Below are 20,966 nucleotides of genomic sequence, written 5' to 3'. Positions count from 1 at the left end.
AAATAGGGGATGAAATAGTTACAGATGTCGTCCCATTCTCACTAAAATTAAATATCCAATCACTCGGATCATATAAAGAAATGATTTGATTCCAGTAATAGAACTAAAACCCTGCTCTCTTGAACGCATATTTACGGCAACTTCCCGTACCCTAAGACCCCGTTCAAGGGCTACAGCCAATGAAATCGGTTCGGGAAAATCATGGGGGTATTCAGTGCTAAATAATTGAATTGCTTTTCTGTCCATCATCCTTAATCCACTGGTCGGATCGGTGATTTTATGCTGAAAAAGCCATTGAATGACCCGGCTAATTATCTTAATTCCTAGGCGGCGTTTCCAGGTAGATTTAAACCCTTTTTCCCGAAGAAAGCGAGAACCAATAATTAAGTTTGCGGGTGACGTTAGGTAGCTTTCCATTAAACGGTAAACTTGGCTAGGAGGATGTTGACCATCGCCATCAATTTGAACACAGAGTTCATAATTGTGTTGTAGTGCATATTTTATCCCTGTTTGGACAGCACCACCAATTCCTAAGTTAGTTAATAGCTTCACACAGGGAGACAACTGACTCGCTACCGCATAAGTATTATCTTGAGACCCATCATCAATAACCAGGGTGTCGTAGCCAAGATTTAAGTCTTGGATTTCACGAAGGAGCTTACCCACATTATTTTCTTCGTTATAACAGGGAATAATTAAAATGGTGCTAGGATGGGTCATGGTTACACCGGGTCTATGACTTATGACTTATGAATAAGGGCGGGTGTGGTTGCGAAGTTGTTGGTAACAAGCTTGCTTGAGCGGCTAAAGAAAGTCCCTACCATTGACTTATGGCTTATGGGTTACCGAAGCGAAGCTTTAGAACGAAATAGAGGACAACAACTGAAGTTAATAATTCTTGAGCATAAGCCAATCTAGAACGAAATAGAGGACAACAACTGAAGCCAATAATTCTTGAGCATAAGCCAATAGATAAATAAAACTCTGCGGGGTAAGTTCTCCATTTTGGTGCGGGGTGTTCCTAACACCGCTCTAATTCCTTGTAACCAGATTCCAGCTCCCCTTTTTAGCTTCTGCCAAAAGAAGATTTGAATCAGATTGCGGCGACGGTGTTTTAACTCCTCCCATCCTCGTCTTCCTTGGGGACTAAAGCTGGTCAAACTTTCTGAATCATCCAGTTCAATTTTATTTTGACGATGTAATTGACTCCCGGCTAAAGGGGCGACAATAAAGATAGCAACTTCATCGAGTCCAGCCAGAACCATTGCGCGTAAATAATTACAAGATAATTCATAATCAGCTACCGTCTCGGCGGGATGACCCACTAAAAGACAGGCTTGAGTGTAAATTCCATGACGATGACAGGCTTCGATTAAGGCTAAACCATGAGCATGGTTAAAGGGTTTGCCAATGGCTTTAAGGACAGCCGGACTACCGGATTCAGGGCTAATGGAAATGTAACGACATCCAGCTTGAGCATAAAGGGGAATTTGCTCTAATTTTACGGTTTCCGCTTTGGTGCCACTGACAAAGTAGAAAAATATCCCGGCTTGGCGTTCAATCAGAAGTTGGCATATTTTATGCCATCGGGAATGTCTCACGGTGGGATTAAGATCCTCAACCTGAAAATGACGGACATTAAATCGATCGCGCAGCACGATCATTTCGGTCACCACTTCCTCCGCCGTGCGCTCGCGCCATTGCTGGTTATTGGTTTCGGGAACCACGCAGAAGTCACACGGATAGGGACAACCCCGTGATGTGAGTATCGGGAGGAAGCGTCTGGTTTTCGGTCCGTGGGAATAGGGAATCGACCAATAATTATTTAAATGGAATAAATCCCAGGCGGGAATCGGATAGGTGGGATGCTTTTCCACTTTCCGCCGCAAGATATGACTAGGGGGTTGGTTTGACACGATCACGTTTTCCGGAACAGGAACAGTTTGGCGATCCTGTAAGTAGGTGCTAATTTCATGCCAATTCCAGTAGAGTTCACCACATAGAAGTGCATCCACACCCGCATCAAAGAAGTCCTCAGCCAATTGAGAAACTGCATAAGCGGTAACGGCTTGGGAATTTTCCAATACCGCGATCGCACTTTGAGGGTGAGAGTGGCGCAAGTCCCGAATAATCGCCAGAATTTCCTGATGAGACATGACTGAGATCGCGTAAATTATCACCAGATCGGCTTGCTCAATCTCAGGAGTGTAAAGAAACTTCGTGAAAGGCTCACCTTGCAGGTAATGATCGCGCCTGGATTCCAGGGTGGTAGGCGAATTGCCAAAAAGGTCAATGACACAGATAGGATATCCTTGTTCCCTCAAAAACGCAGCTAAAACTGCAAGTTCAAGGGGCAAATAGGGGACTCCAGAACCCAGGAAATCTCCTTTTTGTACCGCCAGTCGTGGAGAGATTAACGTGATTTTCATATTAATCAAGGACTGGATAATGACTGGTTCTTTCCCGTTCCTGTTTCCAGCTATACTCCTGCTGTCCTGTCATTTGCCGAATCAGCCATTGAGCCGCACCGTAGCCAATGTCCATCGCATCTAACGTGCCAATATAGTTAAATGAACCTTGACGACCGATGGTGCGAAAATTAGCGAAGTGATCCAGTTGATTAAGAATCCCGTCTAACACAGGCTCAAACCCTGACTTATAGACAGGATAGGACGAAGGGAGACGGATGACCCGTTGATCAAGTATGGAAAATCCCGTATAACCCATATCTTTTAACCCCTGCTTAGCTAGGGCGATTAAGTCGCTGTCACAGCATTGACTCATGGCTCTGGTTTTTGATCCCATCACCTCACAACAAATAATACTACCCCCTGGAGTCATCTGTGGATCAAACGATTCCTGTTCGCTAAGCCGATGAAACACGATGTTTGAGTCAGGAACAAAGACCCAAGACTCATCCAATAAGCTCGGTTGGTCTATCTTTAAAAATACCAGGATCAGGTCGTTGAGCTGAATAATCTCCTGCATCCGAGCCGTTGTCGTTGGCTCAAGCGCATCACCCATGAGTTCGGTTAGTTTGAGTAGGGGGAGTGTAGACACCACCCAGTCATCTGGGTTCACCTGAATCTGTTGAACCGATCCGGTGACGCGATCGCGATAACGAATCCTTTGGATGGTATTATTTTCCACACTAAGGTGACACACTTCCTGATTCAGCCGATACTCACCTTGGTGGCTGGTTTGAGTCGCGATCGCATGCCACAGTTTTTGTAGTCCGCCTTTAGGATAGCGAAATTCTAACGCTTCAAAATTACTCGATTGGCTAATTTTGAGCAATCGCTTAACCAATTCCGTTAGGGATGGGGTTTGCACTCGTCCCTGAGACAGTTTGACATCTAATTGGGCTGGATCATCCCATAGTTTTAGCGCAATCGGTTTGAACAAGGCGTCATAGAGCTTTTTCCCTACCCGCCCCTGCAAATCGGCTTCAAAGGTTAGGGGACTTTTTGAGGTAACCACAGAACTAATCTGAGCCAGTCCATAGTCCCAAACCATTACCGAAAACGAGGCTAACCCATAAACCTGAATTAGTGAAAAAGGTGAGGGGGGATAGGGCAGAAAGTGACCGCCCATAAAAATACTACTTTTCTTGGGGCGAGTCAACCAGTCTTCAGGAGGCAAAAGGCGTTCGACTCGCGTCATTAAGTCTTGATTGAGTGTAAAAATTTTATGGGGACCTAAGTCATGAAAGCCGTTTCCTGACCAATGAATGGTTTGGGCGAGTCCTCCCAAACTCGACCCCCGTTCAAGCAGAACAAAAGAGGCGTTGCTATCTTGGGTTAAACCGTGAGCGAGGGCTAGCCCAGCCGGTCCACCGCCGAGGATATAAACTGTCATGGTTTAACTCGCGCCAGAGCCGTGGTTTGACTGGCATAATAAGGGATCGGAATCTGTTGAATCAACCGGGGGGTGAGTTGTTTCAATATCTGACTCAACGGAATTTTATAGAGGATTGCCATATCTTCCAAATAGCCAAATTGTAACGTTTGCCAATAGGGTTGAAAATGGAACACCTGAAAACCCGTGCGTTGGCAAATCGTGCTAAGAGTCTGGCGGGTAAAGTGATGCAGATGGACGGAAATAATCCACCAAAATCGATGACCTGCTAATTTTGCCTGCCAAGTGCCGATATCGGGATAATTAATCAGCAGAATTCCTCCTGGCTTGAGTAATGTTTGAATTTGCTCAAGTGCAGCTTTTGGATGGGTCAGATGTTCGATCACATCCCAAAGGCATACTAGGTCAAATGATGCCGATTCAAAGGGATGATTGTCCAGAGTTCCCTGTTCTATCTTCAGTCCGCGTTTTCTCCCTTGTTCGACTAAAAACTGTGAGGGTTCTAATCCCACAGCATTGTAACCAAACCGTTGAGCGGCTTCCAAGAACGCTCCCCCAGCCGTACCAATATCCAGAACCGTTGCGCCTTTTGCCGGAATCCGAGAACCCAGGGATAATAAGGTTCGATAAAAGCTTTCGACGCGCATCGGATACTGACTATCATGTCCCGATTCCTCAGATAGTAAATACCCTTGTAAAATAACCGGATCAGGAAAACGGGGAGTTTCATAAATCATGCCACAGTTTTCACATTCAACCAGCCGTTGAGTACCCGGAACACCTGAGGCGGCGCCGTAAAGCTTCTGGGGATCTTGAATGTCTATCCAGGGTTCATACTTAACCTTGTTTTGATTGGAGTCACAGACAGGACAGAGAACTTTTATTTTCATAACTTAGGATATGTTCTTGTGCAGTCAACTGAGCTAACGTCTTTATCGGCAATATCTCTATTTCTGAGAAGGTGGCGGGGTAAATTGCCACGAAATAGGGACTTCTGGGGTTCCGGCAAATCCCATATTAATCGGATAGACATCCACTTTATAACGTTCTGGACAGGGGAGTAATGTAAACGGCTGCCCTTGTCTTGATAAGGTTGTTGCCATTATTTTTCCCGTTGACGGACAACTTCCTGTAACAATGTAACGTTGGTAGGGGGGCTGTATTGGCTTTCCTTTGGGGTTATAAGTTTTTACGTTTATTGAACAGGTTAATTGTTGACATTTTTGCTCTAATTTTATTTCTTTTATATGCATATAATTAAATTCTATAAATCCAGATTTAACCAGAATTTGACCATAGAGTATACCGACAACAATAGGCAAAAATATTGGCATTAAAAATACGGATAGATTATCCCTTGATACAAGGTAACGATAGAAATTACCAGGACTTGCTACAAGTGCAAAACACCAGCTTACTAACATCATGTTACGGACAACGCCATATTTTAAATGAGGACTACCAAACGTTGGGCTACAAATATAAGCTAATGTTAAAATCGAACCAACCAGTATAGGAATTAAAATATTAGGCTCTACCAATGCTTTACTTTTCCTTTTGATGACTAGAACTATCACGAGTAAAAAGCTTGCCGGAATACTATACATTAAGCTGGGAATTTGCAACAAAAACGGCATCCGCCAAGAATCAAATTCAAAGCCAAAAATTAGCGGTTTAATTTTATAGCTTTGATTGAGACTAAAAAAGTTGGGATCGATAAACACTTGAACAAATTTAACCCAAAAATTATCGGGGTAAGTGGTAAATATTTCCCTAGCGAAAGGATTTTGTGCTTTTGAACTAGCATAAAGTAAGGGAACGCTAGTTTGGTGGGTAACGACAAGACTACCGTAAAACGTCACCGCGAAAGACAGAGTAACGACAATTAAATATCCAACACTATATTTAAAGTAATTTTTAATGCCACTCATTTTAATCGCGTTAACGCTCACGAAGAACCACCAAATTATCACACTTATTGATAGGGCAATTCCTTCAAAGGAACGGACTTGGGTAAGAAGTCCCAACGTTAAACCGAAAATACTCAACCCGAACAAACTTATTTTAGAGTTACCCTTTTTAAAATTATTATCAAGATATAAAATATACAGGATGCCTAACAGGGCAAGTAAGGTGGCGGGGAAATGAGACCAAGGAATGTCAGAAAATGAAACGAAATGGGCTGAAAATAATAAGGTAATTGTATAAATTAAGGCGATTAAATTAGAATCTTTTTGAAGAATGTATGTCCTTGGGGAAGAAACGCCCTTCTCTAGGTTTATTGATTTTAATCCTTGACGAGTGATAATTTTAGATAGCAGAAAAAACACGAGAACTGTTGAGACAAAAGAAAATCGATTCAGTAATACCAAAGCTGCTTGGGGACTGACACCCGTAACCTGGGTCACAATAACTCCTAGTGTCGTATAACCTGAACCGACTACACCATTTTCTATCAGCAAAGACGGCTTGCCTGCTAAAACGTCTTGAAGTGCCTTTAAAAAAACACTTTGATCCGACCAAGTTACTTGTACCACCTCTCCTTGACCTGAATAAGGCAAGTTCAGAGTAATGACTAAAAGCAATCCAATATAAAATATAGTATTATTGAATATAGTTTTGAGCATTTTTTTACAATTACCCAATTATTCGCAAATAGTCTTTTTCTATTTTTGACCCCGTATAATTTTCTTGCACAAACTTTTTCCCCTGCACACCTAACTGCTTCCTGACTGGCTCACCCATTAAATCTAGAATCACCTGAAACTCATCCTTATTCTTATACCAAAGTCCCCCTTGCGCCCGCCTACACTGTCCGACTAAAACATCGCATCGCCCATTAACTAAAACCGGCTTACCCACAGCCCAAGCTTCTAACAAAACCAGAGAAAGACTTTCATAAGGCGATGGCATGACTAGAATATCACAAGCCGCGATCGCATCCCACTTGGTTGGCTCATCCACAAACCCCAACGCGAGGATATCGGGATGCTGGGGAATGGGCATAGTGGGCTTTCCTAGTAAGACTAACTTTCTGGGTTTTGTTTCCTGCGATCGCAACTCCATGAAATAACCAAACAACTCCTCGCATCCCTTAGACGGATCGATTCTGCCAATATACAACAAAAATGGCTCATCAATCTTATAGTTGTGCCGAAACGCTGCTGCACTATAAACATCGGGGGGTTCTACCGCCACTCCCACAATTGGTCCTTCACACTTAGCATTGGGAAAGCGTGCTTGTATCAAATCCCGTTCTTCTGGCGTATTGAAGATAAACCCACAGGGTTTTTCAAACAACCTATCCCACATACTCAGATATAGCGTCCACTCATTATGAGCTAAAGGCGCTAAATACGCTTTTTGAGCCACCCAGGGTAAGATAAAATAAGTCGTCGCATATAAATACGTGAAAAAGATAAACGCATCATACTCATCTTGATACGCTTTGACATAGTTGATCAGGTCAGGGGACCAGGGTCCTTGAGCTTGCATCCAAGCCTCCTGCTCCTTTAGCGAGACCGTTTTGATCCGAGCGTAAATTTTATCAGATAACCGATTGAAACTGGCGATATCTCTGGGTTTTGCTACCGGAAAACGCCGCACTTTTACACCCAATACGTCTGAAACTCCTGGCGAATAGTGATTCTGCCAAGTCATATAGTCCAAAGCACAAGTTGTTAGGATTTCTAAATCCCAATACTGAGACATCCTTTGGGCAATCTGAAGACAGAGCGATTCCGCACCCCCATTAACCTCCAATCCGCAACGTTGAACAACAAAGGCAACTTTAGGCATTATTCTAGCTGGTCTTCAGGATAACTTCGATATAAAAAAGCAGGCTTTTTCTTCCCGGCTTTTTGCTGGTTGAGCGCCCGCACAAAAATATATTGTCCCAAATCCAGTTCTCGATGTTTCAAAAAAGGTTGTAATTGAGCGACTGAGCAGTAATGATTGGCAGAATTTTCGTGGACATCAGCCGTAAACATTGAGTCTATTGTAAACCCCATATAATTAAGTAACAAATACAACTCGTGCTTATTATATTCGCGATTGTGTCTGCCATAATATCCGTAACCCGAATAGGGATCATAAATATTAGCCCCAGCAATCATTTTACTAACATTTTCCAAGCGGCTGACATTGGGAGTTGTCAATACTAGCACCCCATTGGGTTTTAATACTCGTTTTATTTCCTGGATAACGGCGACAGGGTCTATTAGTAAGTGTTCGATAATTTCACAGAATAAAACAGCGTCAAATTCGCCATCTTTAAAAGGGAATTTATCACATTCTATGTTAAAGTGAAATGATTTAAATTCTGTTGAACATTCTTTGCCCCTGTGAAAATCTTTGTAGTTTACTTTTTGAACAATGTAATCTGTGATATGAGAACCAAAATAGTTGGCTAAGACTAATTCGAGTTGAGTAAATCTTTTGAGCAGCAGAGTGGTGAAATAGGGGTTAGCGCCTAATTCTAAGCACTTACCCGATACATCCCGGACTAAACCGTAGGTATAGACAAATCGTCGAAAATCTTGCTCGCAGTAATTCGCCATTTCTTGAGGAGGAGCATCAGCGACTAAAACCGACTTTAAATAATCCCGGAGTTCCGCCTCACTCACTCCTTCAGGCAGAGGCAATTCGGGGTTCAAAGGAAATAATTTATTTGGCGTTACATTCAATTTGTTTTTAACTTTATCTTTTATCTTTTTTGTATATTGAATAATTTTATCCATTTTTAATTTTTAAAATTTTCTAGGTTTGTACATAGATTGAGGATCTTTTGATTAACTATAGCCTGTCGGAAACTATCTCGTCTTTTCTGTTGAGCTTTGAGTACAGTATTTCGCAATCTCCAGTCTTTGACTAATAACTTCGCTAAAGCTGCAACCTGAATTAGGTCATCTTTATGAGTAAACAGAATGCCGGCTTCGCCCAATGTTTCCGGGACAGCACTACTTTTATATGCCAAAACCGGAATATCAAACCACATCGCTTCAACTAATGGCACACCAAACCCCTCGTGTTCACTCATCGACCAGAATAGGTGTGCCGTTCGGTAAAAGGCAAGCAATTGAGGTTCACTAACGAGTCCTGAAACTAAAACATAATCCTTTAAACCGAGTTCTTGTATTCTATCCAGAAGGTGACAGTAATAGGGATCATTGGCATCTCCCCATCCAGCCAGAATTAGCCTCGCCTCTTGATCCATCGTCAGGTAATGGTGGAATGATTCTACCAGATGAGTCTGGCATTTATTGGGGGTAATACGACCAACAAAAAGTAAATTGGATTTGCTATCCTGTAATTGCTCCATCAAAGTAGCATCGGCAGGCATATCCCATTTGCTGGGGTCTACGATTATCGGCAACACCCCTGGCTGATGAAACCCAACCCCTGCGAGTTCCGCCGCATTATAGGCAGAATCGGCTACGGATAAAGGAAAGGATTGAGCCAATTGCTTCAATTGAGCACGTCCTTTTTCCAGCAGTTGTGCAAATTCGGGTTTGTAGGGTCGAAAAAACTCCGCAGGCGTGATATTATGATAGACTAAGCACTTTGAACCCGGATGCGCGATCGCATAGTCGGTGAGTTCTGAGCCAATCGAATGGTGGTAGATGATCCCATCTTGCGGGCTAATGTGATTTGGGTTAAAGATTTTGGCTTCATGGGCAACTCGCTCATCGATATAGCGAACAAAAATATCGGAGTGATAACCACAGCGACGCAGATAATCTCGAATGGCTAGTGCCTGATTTGAGATGGCATCCCCATAAGCTAGATTGGGCAGAAGTTGATGAATTTGCTTGAGTTTTCCCCGTCTAGTCGGCTGTAAAAGCTGTTTGACTGGCTTATACTGTTCACGGCAGGTAACCGAGCTTTTGTCAGGGTTGGTGGAATCCTTCACAACCTGACAGGATAAGCTCCCTGTAGGGAAGTATCTGGTGAGATGCTTCACTCCGCTATCGCTGGGTTCAGAATCACAGACTCTAACCGGGCGAGATAATCCTAGGGCAACTTGATAACGTTCAATCACTTTATCCCATACGGCATGCTCTTGGGCATAAGCTTGACCCCTAGCCCCATAGCTTACCAGTTGTTCCTCTGCCATCTGATCAATTTTGGCAAATAATTCTGCCCATTCTCCCTCACTCCCCGCTAACCAACCCCCTTGACTGGCTTCCACCGCCATCGCTGTGGCTAAACAGTCTCGATTCGCCGCCACAGGTTTCCCGTAAAACCAGGCTTCCATGATTACACGGGAGAAGCTTTCATTACGGCTGGGTTGAAATAATCCGATACAGTGGGTAAGTAATGCGGCTTTTTCCGGTTCACCTACTAAACCTAAATCAATCACACCCTGTTCTGAGTGATCATAGGATTGATTACCTGAACCAGCCAGGACTAATTTCAGGAGCGAGTTCGGATAATTCTGTTTGAATCTGAGATAAGACTTGACTAAAAAATGTGTGTTTTTGGTGGGATCACGACGCCCTAAGTAAAGAATAAATCGTTCTGGGTATTCTTTATCTACCCTATTAATTAAAGGCTCATCCTGACTAACTTCTATCCCTTCCCCAACGACTACACTTTTGGGAATAATCCCGGCACCGTATAACCGTCTCGCCAGTTGAGCTTCACCGTCGCTATTAAATAATAAACCCTTTGCCTGATGAAAAATCGTCGCAATTTCTGGCAGATAAGCATAAACTTCATCATGCAAACAGGGCTGCAAAAACGCTTGACTGGACACAATAGGCAGTCCGTTTAAAATTATTCCATACAGATAAGGAATAAATAGAAATGCTTGATAGCGTTGGGCTTTTTTGGACAAATAATTCAGCAATTTTGGTGAATTAATATTTTCCGAGGCAAAAATAGCTGATTCCCCAGATTTAACCGGATTAACCCCGGGTTTAAGTTGACAAGGGGGTAAACTTAGCATAACCCGATTCACCTGATCAAACGCCGCGCGATCGCGACGACTCACCGGAAACCGCCGAATGAGTAACCCATTCTCCCGACTAACTCCGGCTTTGAGATGATTCACCGCCCAGTCATCATGAAAGGAACGACAGCAGGTAGTTAGCACTTCAATTTTATGACCCCGACGTGCTAAACGGGTAGCTATTTGCCACGCTTGTTGCTCGGCTCCTCCTGTTAAATTCTTACCAAACCAAGGTGTTACGATAGCCAGGGGTTTCATGGTTTGTACCCAATCACTGCATAATCTTGTGAACCATAGAAATACTCATTAAAGCGTTCTGCAACTGGAGAACCACTCAGTTTAAACGATTCATCATAAGGATGGAGGTTGATAATGTCTACTTGTGCCAATCCGCAGTGTTCTAGCATAAATTTCACTAAAGCACTCGGTAAAGGTTTGAGATGACTGGGATCAAGGTAGAAATTATGCGTTCCCACTAAGACATTTTGAGGATTTGGGGTTTCAAAGATGACTAAACCTCCTGGCTTTAATACTCTGACACTTTCCTCAATTAAGTTGATTAAAACTGGAAAAGGTAAATGCTCGATCAAGTGAAATCCTGTAACTGCACCCAGGCTACCATCAGGTTGAGATTGTAAATAAGTTAATGCATCCGCTTCGATAACATCAAGCTCTCTAGTTTTACACTGCTCCACCATAATCTGATTAAGATCTAAACCCTGTGCCACATATCCCGCATCTAGCAGCAACTCTAACCATTCCCCACGCCCACATCCTATATCCAAGATAGGCGAGTCTTGTGTTCCAATTTTAGCTTCAGCAATTCGGGGTAAGTAGACCTTTAATCGAGCCAATATTTCCTCTCTACTCCCACGAAAATGATCTGTAAGGACTCCATAAAACCCATCGAACAAGCCTTTTTCTTCTTGGAAGGTTTGCAGTTGATCTGAAGTAAAATGTTCAGGGAACCAAGGACGTGTCTCATCTAAAAAACAGGCAATTACTTGCTTTTGTTGAGTTAAATCATTTTTGATACTACTGTATTTTTTAAGATGACGCTCATCCATAGACTTAATTTTATCTTGAAGAACCGCGATTTGCTGGTTCAACTGTTGATTCAAAGCTAGCGACTCTCTCAGAGCTTGAATTAAAGAGAAATTAACAGCACGTTGCTCTTTAAAGAGAAAGGTATAAAGTTTCAAAACAAACCTCTGCAAATCTCGGCTGATTGTAAACGGAAAACGATTCAGTTTTTCCGGAAACTCTGTGCGAACTTGAGACTTAGATTCGGCATTATTGAGTAATGCCTGTATTTGGGAAATAATCCGCAGGTTGATGCCATTATTCGGCTGCAAATTAATGCCAGTAGATTTTTCTTTCCATAACGGTTTATTCTGAAGTTTTGCTACCTCTTCCCGAACTTTTTTCATTAATTCGTCAACATCAATTTCTGGGTTATTTGCTTCAATCATACTTACTAACAGGAAAGAAACTTGAGTAATTTTTGGGTTAAATTTTTGAAATTATGGGGTCAGACAAAAAACAGCCTCAGGTTTGACCTGAACCTCGGCTTGCAAATCGACGACGCCTTCACAATGATTGCCATTGCTCACTTCAAACACGACTAAATCATCAATCCAGTCATAACTTAACCCTTCTTGAGAATGAACTCCTATGGTTACTGTATAAATTCCCTTATGTAAGTTACAAGGAATTTGAAATCCTACACTCAATTCTTGTCCCCTGTCAAGCTGGGGCAATTGACAGTTCAATAATTGAGTATTCGTGCCATACATAACCAACCCCATTAAGTTTCTAATGGAAATACCAATAACCAAATCGGATAGATTTGCATTAACGGCTAATTTTACCTGAATATTAAACCGAGAACCCGTTTCTATCGTCTCTACCTTGCGGTTATAGCTATTGGTAATATTGACCTCATTAATTACGGCAATTCGGGTACCATGTCTGTATTCATGTAATTCAGGTAGGGTTCGGTTTGATGAAGTTTCGGGTTGGCAATGATCGAACTCTAGCCTTTCTCTAGGCGAAATAATTTGTTGATGATTACAGGACTTATCTGAACTCAATAGCGCTGTATAATGATCAATAACTCGTTTAGGCTGACCCACCTCAATGATTGAGCCATAATTTATCAATGCCGCACGAGTACAAAGCATTTTAATGCTGGCTGAATCGTGGGAAACAAAAAGAATGGTTACGCCTTGCTCTTTAAGCTGGCGAATTCGTTTCATGCAACGCGCTTGGAACCGAGCGTCACCGACGGCAAGAGCTTCATCTATGATTAGAATAGTGGGATCAATATTTGCCACCACAGCAAAAGCTAGGCGAACAACCATTCCACTGGAATAGGTTTTCACGGGTTGGTCGAGAAAATCACCGATATCCGCAAAAGCCGCAATGCTATCAAACTTTGCTGCTATTTCTTCCCGACTTAATCCCAGAATTTGACCATTAAAAAAGACATTTTGCCGTCCGGTAAACTCTGGGTTGAACCCACTCCCTAACTCCAATAAGGCGGAAACTCGACCATTAACCCACACCTCACCTGTCGTTGGTGTCAGCGTTCCGGCTATGATCTGTAGCAGGGTACTTTTCCCTGAACCATTCTGTCCCACAATACCCAAAGTCTCCCCTGGGGCAACTTCCAGGTTGATATCGCGCAATGCCCAAAACTCTTGGGCGCGGCTCTTTCCTGGCAGTACTATTTCTTTGAGTCTATCGAGGGGACGGTCATAGCGCTTATAGCACTTGGAGACATTTGTCAATGAAATCGCTATCTCACTCATCACACCATTAGGGTTTTAGCAACCTCTAGAGGACATCAGCTGACGCTAATCGCGTCGCTGTTCAATTCACACACCACACTAAAACACTACCAAATAAACTTACCTAGCGCACCTCGCTAGGTCTTGGGAACAAGTCAGAACACAAAATGTTCTTGGAGGTTGGGTAGAGCGTAAGCGTTACCCAGCCGACAAAGGTAATATGCTCCTATGGTCTTGCCATTACTGACCGCTGCTTACCCCGTGCAGTTCCAACATCTTTAAGACTTACACAAAGATGCTTCCTCTGCCTGCTTAGGGTTAGTAGCACGCTCGATAAGCATTTGGGCAGTGCCTCCACCCTTGATATACCGTAGGGTGGGCATTGTCCACCAGCCTTAAATCAGTACCATTCTACTTTGGGTAAGTCGGGTGTCGGGTGTAGTTTGTACTTATTTGACTGAGCCTAAATCAGAGCGAACAGGAGTCTGTTTTGGATCAGAAGTAGCAACTTTTTTTAAATTCATTGCCTTTTTGAAAAAAGGCTGAGCCAATTGTCTATCTTGAAGTTATCTGCTATCCTGCAAAACCTTGTTTAACTGAATACCCAAAGGTCTTTTATCTAAACTAACTCCCAAATTTATCGGTGTGAAGCACCTTGATAGTTTAATTTGCAGTGAAATGTTAGAGCCTGTTTTTAATTGAGAGATATCCAAACTTTCCTGATACTCACCTGGAGAATTAATCAAGCGTTGGTAGTAATAAATCGTTTGTCCTTGTTGTTCTAAGTTGAAGTCAATAGTCAGAGGACGCCTTTGAGCATCGGCATGATGGACAATATAATTGAGCATGAGATAATTTCCAGTGACTGTATAGGTTTCTTCAAACAAACCGCTAGTCTGGCGGTCACTGTATTCAGCAGGTTTGTAACAGAAAAAATGTGATTGGAAAGGAAGTTTACCATAGCTAGTTTTTACTTCATAAATGGCTCCGACGACTATGGCTGTTGTCATTGCTATAAGGAAATAAAGCCAAGCTTTAGGCAACGGTATAAGCCGGATTATCGGGGCAATAGATTTTTCTTGTTGTTCATTTACATTGGATGCTCCTAGCAAGATAAACAGTAAGAAAAGCAGGTTAGGTATCAACAGGGAATGACCATAGATATTCCCCGAAAATAGTCCCAATATCAGTATAGTTATGATTCCCGTGTGTCGATTTCTTAGGTACAGACCTTGGTAAAGAAATAAAGAACAAAAAATAACCAACCCAACCAGACCCGTTTCCACGAGAATTTGCAGAAAATAGTTATGGGCATTTTCTCCATTATATGTTGCAAAGAAATCAGACTGGCTAAACTCAGCAATTGAACTTTGGCGATAAAAAATGCCCTTACCTAAACCCACAATGGGATAGTGGCTGTACATTAATAGATTGGAACGAAATATTTCGGGTCGCTGACTTAGGGCAGTGTTGAAGTCTTCAAAAGATTGAGATTGTAACACTGAATAAAGTCTGCTGAATAAGCCTCTGTTATCCCAGTGAATACTTAAATAAGCTGTTCCTAAAACTAGAATAAAACTCAAGACAACTGTTGTTAGCTTACCTCGGTTTTTATTTCGGAAAACAAAAAATAAATAACTAATAACGACAATACCTAACATGACGATCGCAAAGCGAGAAGCACTAACAACGACTCCAGCAACCGCCAGTAATGAAAAAGCCCCGGCTATCCATTTAATCAGGACATTAGTGCTGCTTAAATAATAGAGTCCCCCCATAACAGCGGCTAGGGCAAATCCTCCATAAGCGTGAATATCGGGGAGAAAGCTGTTGACACCCAGCGCGACGCCATCTCGGTTGTAGCCAAGTCCCGTTAACTTTGACCACAGCGCATAACCTAAGATGATAGTTGTCGCGATAGCCAGAGGTATTAAGAGGCTTTGTTTTAACTGTGACGGAGTGCGGATTAGGCTGAGTAACCTGATGCTGAGTATAATCGCAGCGGTAAAAATAACCAGATCTCTGAGCGGAAAATAGTCATCATGAAAGCTGAGGTAGCGGATATTAGCAAGATTGTAGAAAAATCCTTTAACCGAGTAGGGAGATACAGACTGGTAAAGATTGCGAGATATAGCGATCGCGACGGTTATAATGATAACAAGGTGAAAAGCAATTAGCAGGAATTCAAGTATCCTAGCTTGATCTCGGTCTGTATTCCGATCAATTTTTAATCGCTTGGTAAAAACATATAGAAGAAATAGCCCGAATAAAACCCCAATCACACAATCTAGGCTCAAAATATCTGCCATGGGAATGGCGATATTAAATAGGGCTTGAGTTTGAGGGAAAACACCTGCTGTGAAGGGAAGTAAAAATACTAAAATACCAATACCATAAAGAGGATGAATTACCGTTGATATCAATATTCCTAAAAATAGGACTACATTTACCCAATGTAAGGCGTTATAAGCGTTGAAAAAAACTTGGATAATGAAGCAACTAATCAGAAAAATTGTTGAAGCTAAAAAGTGAAATTTTATTACCTTAGTCATCAGCGAATATACATTGAACTTAAGTATTATCTGTTACCGATTCCCTGTTCCATTTCTGACTGTTTACAGACAGGGTAATCTTCCAGAACAGTAATACAATGCTGGGCGGTTTTCCAGAGACAGTCAGGAGGTAAGCTAGTTGTAGTCGCGTCTAAGAGAGTCGCGATCGCCTTTTGCTGAGATAAGGGTGCTGGCGGTTGACTGGAAACTGCTAGAATTTTGGGGTGAGCGGTGGGTATGACTTGTTCTGTGGCACAGACTAACGATTCATGCAGTTTCTCACCGGGACGCAATCCTGTAATCTTAATTGGGATATCCAGTTCTGGCATGAAACCCGCTAACTGGATCATTTGTTGTGCCAAGTCTAAGATTTTTACAGGTTGACCCATATCCAAAATTAGGGTTTGACCGGATTGTCCAACAGCAAGGCTCTGAATCACAAGCTGAGAGGCTTCAGGAGTGGTCATGAAATAACGGGTCATATTGGCATCAGTGACGGTGACAGGACTACCTCTGGCAATTTGTGCCTGGAAAATTGGGATAACACTACCGCGACTTCCCAAAACATTGCCAAAGCGCACCACAAGAAAGCGGGTTTGGCTTTTGGCGGCGCACGCTTTAACCAGGAGTTCAGCTAAGCGCTTGCTTAAGCCCATAAAGTTACAGGGATCAACGGCTTTGTCGGTAGAAATGAGGACAAAGGTATCTACACCCTGTTGTTCCGCCAGTTGTGCCAGGTGAGCCGAAGCCAAAGCATTGTTTTCCAGGGCTTCAGTAGGGTTATGCTGCATTAAGGGAACATGTTTGTGAGCCGCCGCATGGAAGACAATTTGAGGTTGCCAGGTTTGGAAGATGGTCTGGATACGACTCTGATGGCGGATATCGGCAATGATCGGCGTTGCTTTCAGGTTGGGGAAGTCTCGGCGCAGTTCTTGTTCAATGTTGAAAATGCTATTTTCCCCGCGTCCCAGTAATAGGAGGTGTTGGGGGTCAAGACGGGCAAGCTGGCGACAGATTTCTGAACCAATCGTACCGCCTGCACCCGTAACTAGAACCGTGCGCTGATAGACTTGCGATCGCGCGGAGGGAAATTGCTGATTAAATTCATCGGCAAAGTCGAGTTTAATCTCCGGGCGTCCCAAGATATCCTGAATTTGGATGGGTCTAGCTTGGGGGGTCAGCGAGCGATCGCACAACAGTTCTGCCTGTCCCGGTAATACTTTCAGCTTCAAGGCGCTACCCTGGGCGAGATCCACCACTTTACGGATTTGGGATGCCTTAGCCGAGGGCATAGAAATTAGCACTTCATCGGCGTTGAGGCGTTGGGCAATGGGTACAAGTTGGGATGTCGCACCGAGAACAGGTATACCCTCCACTTTACGTCCCATCTTCGTGGGATCATCATCCAGAAAGCCAAGAATTTCTAAGTTAAGCTGGCGATTTTGGTTGACTTCCTGGACAATTTGTGATCCCGCCCGCCCCGCACCGACTAATAGTACCCGCTGGGGCTCTTTAGGTGAAGCCGTGCGATCGCGTGGGTGGTAAAGGACAAATCGACGACGGGCATAGCGCAGGGCTATCATCCCCATCACACAAAAACTCCAGTCAATCACAGCCACACCCAACGGAATTCCCGAAAAGGAGGTAAAACGGGGAATCAGTAAGCGAGTGATGACTAGAAGTAGTAAGGAATATAGGGTGATGGACTGACAAAGGGTGGTGGCATCTTTGAGTCCAAACAGACGCCAGACTTGCCTGTACAGACCAAACGTGGCGTGAAACAGCAAACGCCCTGGAATCGCCAAGAGGGGAAGCATCCAAGCCAGGGTTTGGTGAGAAGCGGGAATATGACCGTCAAAACGGAACCAGAAAGCAAGGCTACAAGCTGACCAAGCTACAAATCCATCGAGTCCGAGTTGTCCCAATCGATATGCGGAAGGAAAGAGCCTTTTTTGGGGCATGAACGGCACCTCTAAGGCAATACTGGCTGCAACAAGGTATGATACATTGGCTTTAACGTCCTGGCTAGGATCACTTTTGTTCCCAATAGACCAGAATATCAGTCGCTCAAAACGTTTTCGGTTATGATCGCTCAGCAGGTTCGTAGTGGGAACTTTAGTTCCCTAAGCGTCGCTACTTTTTCTGGGAGAACTCATCCTTAAGGCGTCTGGCTTGATCGCGGATAATCGCAGCAAGGATGGCAACCATGAAACTGGCGATCGCAGCCAGTACGGCAATTTGTACTAGGGAGCGCGTCGGTTCGACTTTGGATTCGCTTAAGAGTTGGATAGAAATAATTTGAGAGGTAAACTCAGCTAGATTCTCCTGAGCCGGTTCGAGATACTGTTTGTCAAATTCTAGGGCGGCGATGTGAGCTAGAACTCCTGCTCGTTGTGTCTCTAGCGCCTCCAGCCTGAGAGTGGTTCTAATCCGTTCTGGATCGATACCATTGGAGTCACGAACTTGAGCAATTTGTTGTTCGAGCTGTTCGAGCACCTGTTGCTGTTTGCTGATTTCCAACTCGATGCTGAAGAGACTATTCGCGATCGCTTGACCAAATATGGCTTGAAACTCCTGCTGGAGAAGGGTAGAGACTTGGGTGCCAGCTTCAGTGATAAAACGGGTATCGGGCGATCGCACGGTGATGTCAATCTGCTGGGTTTCGGTGTTATAGTTGGGTTTGACCTCAGTTTCGTCGATTTTGTCGTAGTGATTCTCCAACAGTTTCACGGTTTGGTTACTGGCTTGCTGGATATCAACGCCAGGGATACCGGAAACGGAGATGGGAACCGGGGTGACTGAGAGGGTGAGCTGCTTCTGGTATTGTTTGGGCATTAGCAGGGAAAGAGCGATCGCGACGGCTGAGAGTCCCAAAGTTCCCCATGCCATAAACCTCCAGTTGCGGCGGAAAAACTGAATGATATCGAGTAAGGAAATTTCATCCTCATCCTCAATCGTTCTCAGTTGTGTATTTTGCCTCAATTCCATATTTCTCCTACACCGATAAGCATGATTACAATTAGCATACAGCGTCTAGCTGTAGCGTCATGAGATTGAACTCAATGGCTGATATCAATCAAACCTTTCTAGACTTACAAGGGAAAATCAGTAACCCTGGTGCCATTGTTGATGGGGTAGGGATGTGAGGTTCTACTGGACTGACACAGCTAAAATGGTGGTGTCAACTTAAGGTGAACCCCCCTCTCCCCCAGCCCCTCTCCCACCAGGGGAGAAGGGAGCCGTGTTCCAAATGTGATGGTTCCCCAACTGCGTCTCCCCTTTGTAAGGGGAGGGTTAGGGAGGGGTTATGGGATGAGGGTGAAAGGCTTATCAGCATGGCTTTTTAGCTTAAGTTGACACATACAAAGGCTTGGCGTCCCAACGGTTTCCAGGCGTAAGGTTAATCCATCAAATCTAGATTAGGCAAGCCAATGGAAGAACTACTAGAGTTGAAAGGTTTACTCCTCAAAGGTGATATTTCTGGAGCATTGGTCATTGTTGAAGAATTGGAGGAAATGAGTAGAGACGACAAAATCAATAATATTCGTAACTACGCCAAGATTTTGCTCCTCCATTCAATCAAACAACAAGCTGAAAACCGCACCACCCGCTCTTGGGATGTCTCTATTCGGAATTGTGTCCTAGAGATACAGAGCAAAAATAAACGACGCAAAGCAGGCGGTTATTATCTTAAACCGGAGGAATTGCGCCTCGCCATAGAAGAAGCCTATGAACAAGCCCTCAATGGCGCATCTCTCGAAGTCGCTGAAGGATTTTATGCTCCAGAAACTTTAGGGAACATGATTGACCGCAACAGTATTATTGATAGCGCCATGCTCCTCATTTTACCTAACTCAGACCCATCGAATTAGGTTGTATGCCCTACAGTTAATTTACCCTCGAAAATCTTCCACCAGACTTGGGCATTACAATTCAAGAACGGCTTGGACTTCTTGCCACCGTGCCAGAATGGGTTGGGGCGGGTTTAGTTACATCTGGTTCATTGGAAAGGATAGTAGTCAAACCCGCCCCTACACTCCCAACAAGACAGAAAAGTGATTTGGAGTATGAGAACGATGAATCTAGAGGCTGAATACGATCTGGACTTCTATGCTTGGATTCGTAAAAATGTAGAATTACTGCGGCGAGGTCGTTTGTCCGAAATTGATGTTGAGCATATTGCCGAAGAGTTAGAAAGTATGGGCAAGCGTGACCTCCGTCAACTTCGCAGCCGCTTACAGATTTTAGTCATGCACCTGCTCAAGTGGCAATATCAACCTGACAAACAAAGCAAAAGTTGGCTGGTGACAATTGATCATCAGCGCGATGAAATTGAAGCCCTATTGCTAGATAGTCCGAGTTTAAGAGGCGAGTTGGAGCAGGGATTGGCAAGGGTGTATCCGAAAGCTGTGCGGGATGCCTGTCGAGAAACGGGTCTTCCTGAGAGGACATTTCCCTTATCCTGTCCTTTTGAGATAGAAGAGATTTTGGCTCAAAGTTTTCTGCCGGATTGCCGTTAGTTTTTTTAACTACTGTGATAATAAATCCGCCATAACCCGTAGGGTTGGTTAGGCGGTACTAAATTTAGGAAATGAACCGTTCAATAATAAATCCACCGTAACCCACCAAGTTATCATTGATTCCGGGTTAAGCTGTTCGGCATTTAAACCTGGCTCTTCTAGAGTGGTTATGATAAATTACCTCTAAAAAAAACAAATAATTGCAATCTTTTTACGCTTGAAGTTGCTTTAAATCCTTGCTGTGCCTTGATTTAATGTCAGGTTTTATGATATAAAATATTTTGGCGGTGGG

The 20,966-nt window shown here is 43.5% G+C and carries 15 protein-coding genes; 2 read left to right on the top strand and 13 right to left on the bottom strand.

The window, feature by feature from the left end; all coding sequences use genetic code 11:
• Positions 1-18 precede the first annotated feature (18 nt).
• The 13 genes from RID09_RS31125 to RID09_RS31065 all read right to left on the bottom strand — a co-directional run bounded on the left by RID09_RS31125 (position 19) and on the right by RID09_RS31065 (position 19,142).
• A complete protein-coding gene (locus tag RID09_RS31125; RefSeq protein ID WP_446339772.1) occupies positions 19-720 on the bottom strand; it encodes a glycosyltransferase family 2 protein in 702 nt (233 codons plus the stop codon).
• Between the two features lie 194 nt (positions 721-914).
• Positions 915-2,429, bottom strand: coding sequence for a B12-binding domain-containing radical SAM protein (locus tag RID09_RS31120; protein WP_446339771.1), 1,515 nt, complete (start codon positions 2,427-2,429; stop codon positions 915-917).
• Position 2,430: 1 nt separating this feature from the next.
• Positions 2,431-3,858 carry a protoporphyrinogen/coproporphyrinogen oxidase gene (locus RID09_RS31115; protein ID WP_446339770.1) on the bottom strand — a complete coding sequence of 476 codons (1,428 nt, stop codon included), beginning with the start codon at positions 3,856-3,858 and terminating at the stop codon, positions 2,431-2,433.
• Positions 3,855-4,748 carry a class I SAM-dependent methyltransferase gene (locus tag RID09_RS31110; protein ID WP_446339769.1) on the bottom strand — a complete coding sequence of 298 codons (894 nt, stop codon included), beginning with the start codon at positions 4,746-4,748 and terminating at the stop codon, positions 3,855-3,857. The genes RID09_RS31115 and RID09_RS31110 overlap by 4 nt, the downstream gene beginning before the upstream one ends.
• Before the next feature lie 57 nt (positions 4,749-4,805).
• Complete coding sequence (locus tag RID09_RS31105; RefSeq protein WP_446339768.1) at positions 4,806-6,485, bottom strand: hypothetical protein; 1,680 nt, start codon at positions 6,483-6,485, stop codon at positions 4,806-4,808.
• Between the two features lie 10 nt (positions 6,486-6,495).
• The gene (locus RID09_RS31100) at positions 6,496-7,656 is read right to left on the bottom strand and encodes a glycosyltransferase family 4 protein (RefSeq protein WP_446339767.1); all 1,161 of its coding nucleotides are present in this window, start codon (positions 7,654-7,656) and stop codon (positions 6,496-6,498) included.
• Entirely contained in the window at positions 7,656-8,597 is a 942-nt protein-coding gene (locus RID09_RS31095) for a class I SAM-dependent methyltransferase (RefSeq protein ID WP_446339766.1), read from the bottom strand. The genes RID09_RS31100 and RID09_RS31095 overlap by 1 nt, the downstream gene beginning before the upstream one ends.
• Positions 8,598-8,599: 2 nt before the next feature.
• Positions 8,600-11,068: a glycosyltransferase gene (locus RID09_RS31090; protein ID WP_446339765.1), complete on the bottom strand. Its 2,469-nt coding sequence runs from the start codon at positions 11,066-11,068 to the stop codon at positions 8,600-8,602.
• Positions 11,065-12,282 (bottom strand): class I SAM-dependent methyltransferase, encoded by a 1,218-nt coding sequence (locus tag RID09_RS31085; protein ID WP_446339764.1) that lies wholly within the window; start codon positions 12,280-12,282, stop codon positions 11,065-11,067. The genes RID09_RS31090 and RID09_RS31085 overlap by 4 nt, the downstream gene beginning before the upstream one ends.
• A gap of 51 nt (positions 12,283-12,333) precedes the next feature.
• Positions 12,334-13,623, bottom strand: a complete 1,290-nt coding sequence (locus RID09_RS31080) for an ABC transporter ATP-binding protein (RefSeq protein WP_446339763.1) — start codon at positions 13,621-13,623, stop codon at positions 12,334-12,336.
• Positions 13,624-14,168: 545 nt separating this feature from the next.
• Positions 14,169-16,154, bottom strand: a complete 1,986-nt coding sequence (locus RID09_RS31075; protein ID WP_446339762.1) for an O-antigen ligase family protein — start codon at positions 16,152-16,154, stop codon at positions 14,169-14,171.
• Between the two features lie 26 nt (positions 16,155-16,180).
• Positions 16,181-18,115, bottom strand: a complete 1,935-nt coding sequence (locus tag RID09_RS31070) for a polysaccharide biosynthesis protein (protein WP_446339761.1) — start codon at positions 18,113-18,115, stop codon at positions 16,181-16,183.
• A 172-nt stretch (positions 18,116-18,287) separates the two neighbouring features.
• Positions 18,288-19,142 carry a hypothetical protein gene (locus RID09_RS31065; RefSeq protein WP_446339760.1) on the bottom strand — a complete coding sequence of 285 codons (855 nt, stop codon included), beginning with the start codon at positions 19,140-19,142 and terminating at the stop codon, positions 18,288-18,290.
• Positions 19,143-19,585: 443 nt separating this feature from the next.
• Between RID09_RS31065 and RID09_RS31060 the strand changes: the two genes are divergently transcribed.
• Both RID09_RS31060 and RID09_RS31055 read left to right on the top strand, forming a co-directional pair.
• On the top strand, positions 19,586-20,026 hold the full coding sequence (locus RID09_RS31060) for a DUF29 family protein (protein ID WP_446339759.1): 441 nt from the start codon (positions 19,586-19,588) through the stop codon (positions 20,024-20,026).
• Between the two features lie 204 nt (positions 20,027-20,230).
• Complete coding sequence (locus RID09_RS31055) at positions 20,231-20,674, top strand: DUF29 domain-containing protein (RefSeq protein WP_446339758.1); 444 nt, start codon at positions 20,231-20,233, stop codon at positions 20,672-20,674.
• The last annotated feature ends 292 nt before the right edge of the window (positions 20,675-20,966 follow it).

This window comes from Coleofasciculus sp. G1-WW12-02 (genome assembly GCF_040219735.1).
In the GTDB taxonomy this organism is placed as follows: domain Bacteria; phylum Cyanobacteriota; class Cyanobacteriia; order Cyanobacteriales; family Coleofasciculaceae; genus Coleofasciculus.
This window is presented reverse-complemented; position numbering and strand designations above follow the sequence as displayed.

Bases quoted from the DNA above. Each gene is read 5' to 3' on its own strand.
- RID09_RS31060 (WP_446339759.1), top strand. From the start codon at position 19,586: ATGGAAGAACTACTAGAGTTGAAAGGTTTACTCCTCAAAGGTGATATT.
- RID09_RS31065 (WP_446339760.1), bottom strand. From the start codon at position 19,142: ATGGAATTGAGGCAAAATACACAACTGAGAACGATTGAGGATGAGGAT.
- RID09_RS31075 (WP_446339762.1), bottom strand. From the start codon at position 16,154: ATGACTAAGGTAATAAAATTTCACTTTTTAGCTTCAACAATTTTTCTG.
- RID09_RS31105 (WP_446339768.1), bottom strand. From the start codon at position 6,485: ATGCTCAAAACTATATTCAATAATACTATATTTTATATTGGATTGCTT.
- RID09_RS31085 (WP_446339764.1), bottom strand. From the start codon at position 12,282: ATGATTGAAGCAAATAACCCAGAAATTGATGTTGACGAATTAATGAAA.
- RID09_RS31120 (WP_446339771.1), bottom strand. From the start codon at position 2,429: ATGAAAATCACGTTAATCTCTCCACGACTGGCGGTACAAAAAGGAGAT.
- RID09_RS31100 (WP_446339767.1), bottom strand. From the start codon at position 7,656: ATGCCTAAAGTTGCCTTTGTTGTTCAACGTTGCGGATTGGAGGTTAAT.
- RID09_RS31110 (WP_446339769.1), bottom strand. From the start codon at position 4,748: ATGAAAATAAAAGTTCTCTGTCCTGTCTGTGACTCCAATCAAAACAAG.
- RID09_RS31055 (WP_446339758.1), top strand. From the start codon at position 20,231: ATGAATCTAGAGGCTGAATACGATCTGGACTTCTATGCTTGGATTCGT.
- RID09_RS31090 (WP_446339765.1), bottom strand. From the start codon at position 11,068: ATGAAACCCCTGGCTATCGTAACACCTTGGTTTGGTAAGAATTTAACA.
- RID09_RS31070 (WP_446339761.1), bottom strand. From the start codon at position 18,115: ATGCCCCAAAAAAGGCTCTTTCCTTCCGCATATCGATTGGGACAACTC.
- RID09_RS31095 (WP_446339766.1), bottom strand. From the start codon at position 8,597: ATGGATAAAATTATTCAATATACAAAAAAGATAAAAGATAAAGTTAAA.
- RID09_RS31125 (WP_446339772.1), bottom strand. From the start codon at position 720: ATGACCCATCCTAGCACCATTTTAATTATTCCCTGTTATAACGAAGAA.
- RID09_RS31080 (WP_446339763.1), bottom strand. From the start codon at position 13,623: ATGAGTGAGATAGCGATTTCATTGACAAATGTCTCCAAGTGCTATAAG.
- RID09_RS31115 (WP_446339770.1), bottom strand. From the start codon at position 3,858: ATGACAGTTTATATCCTCGGCGGTGGACCGGCTGGGCTAGCCCTCGCT.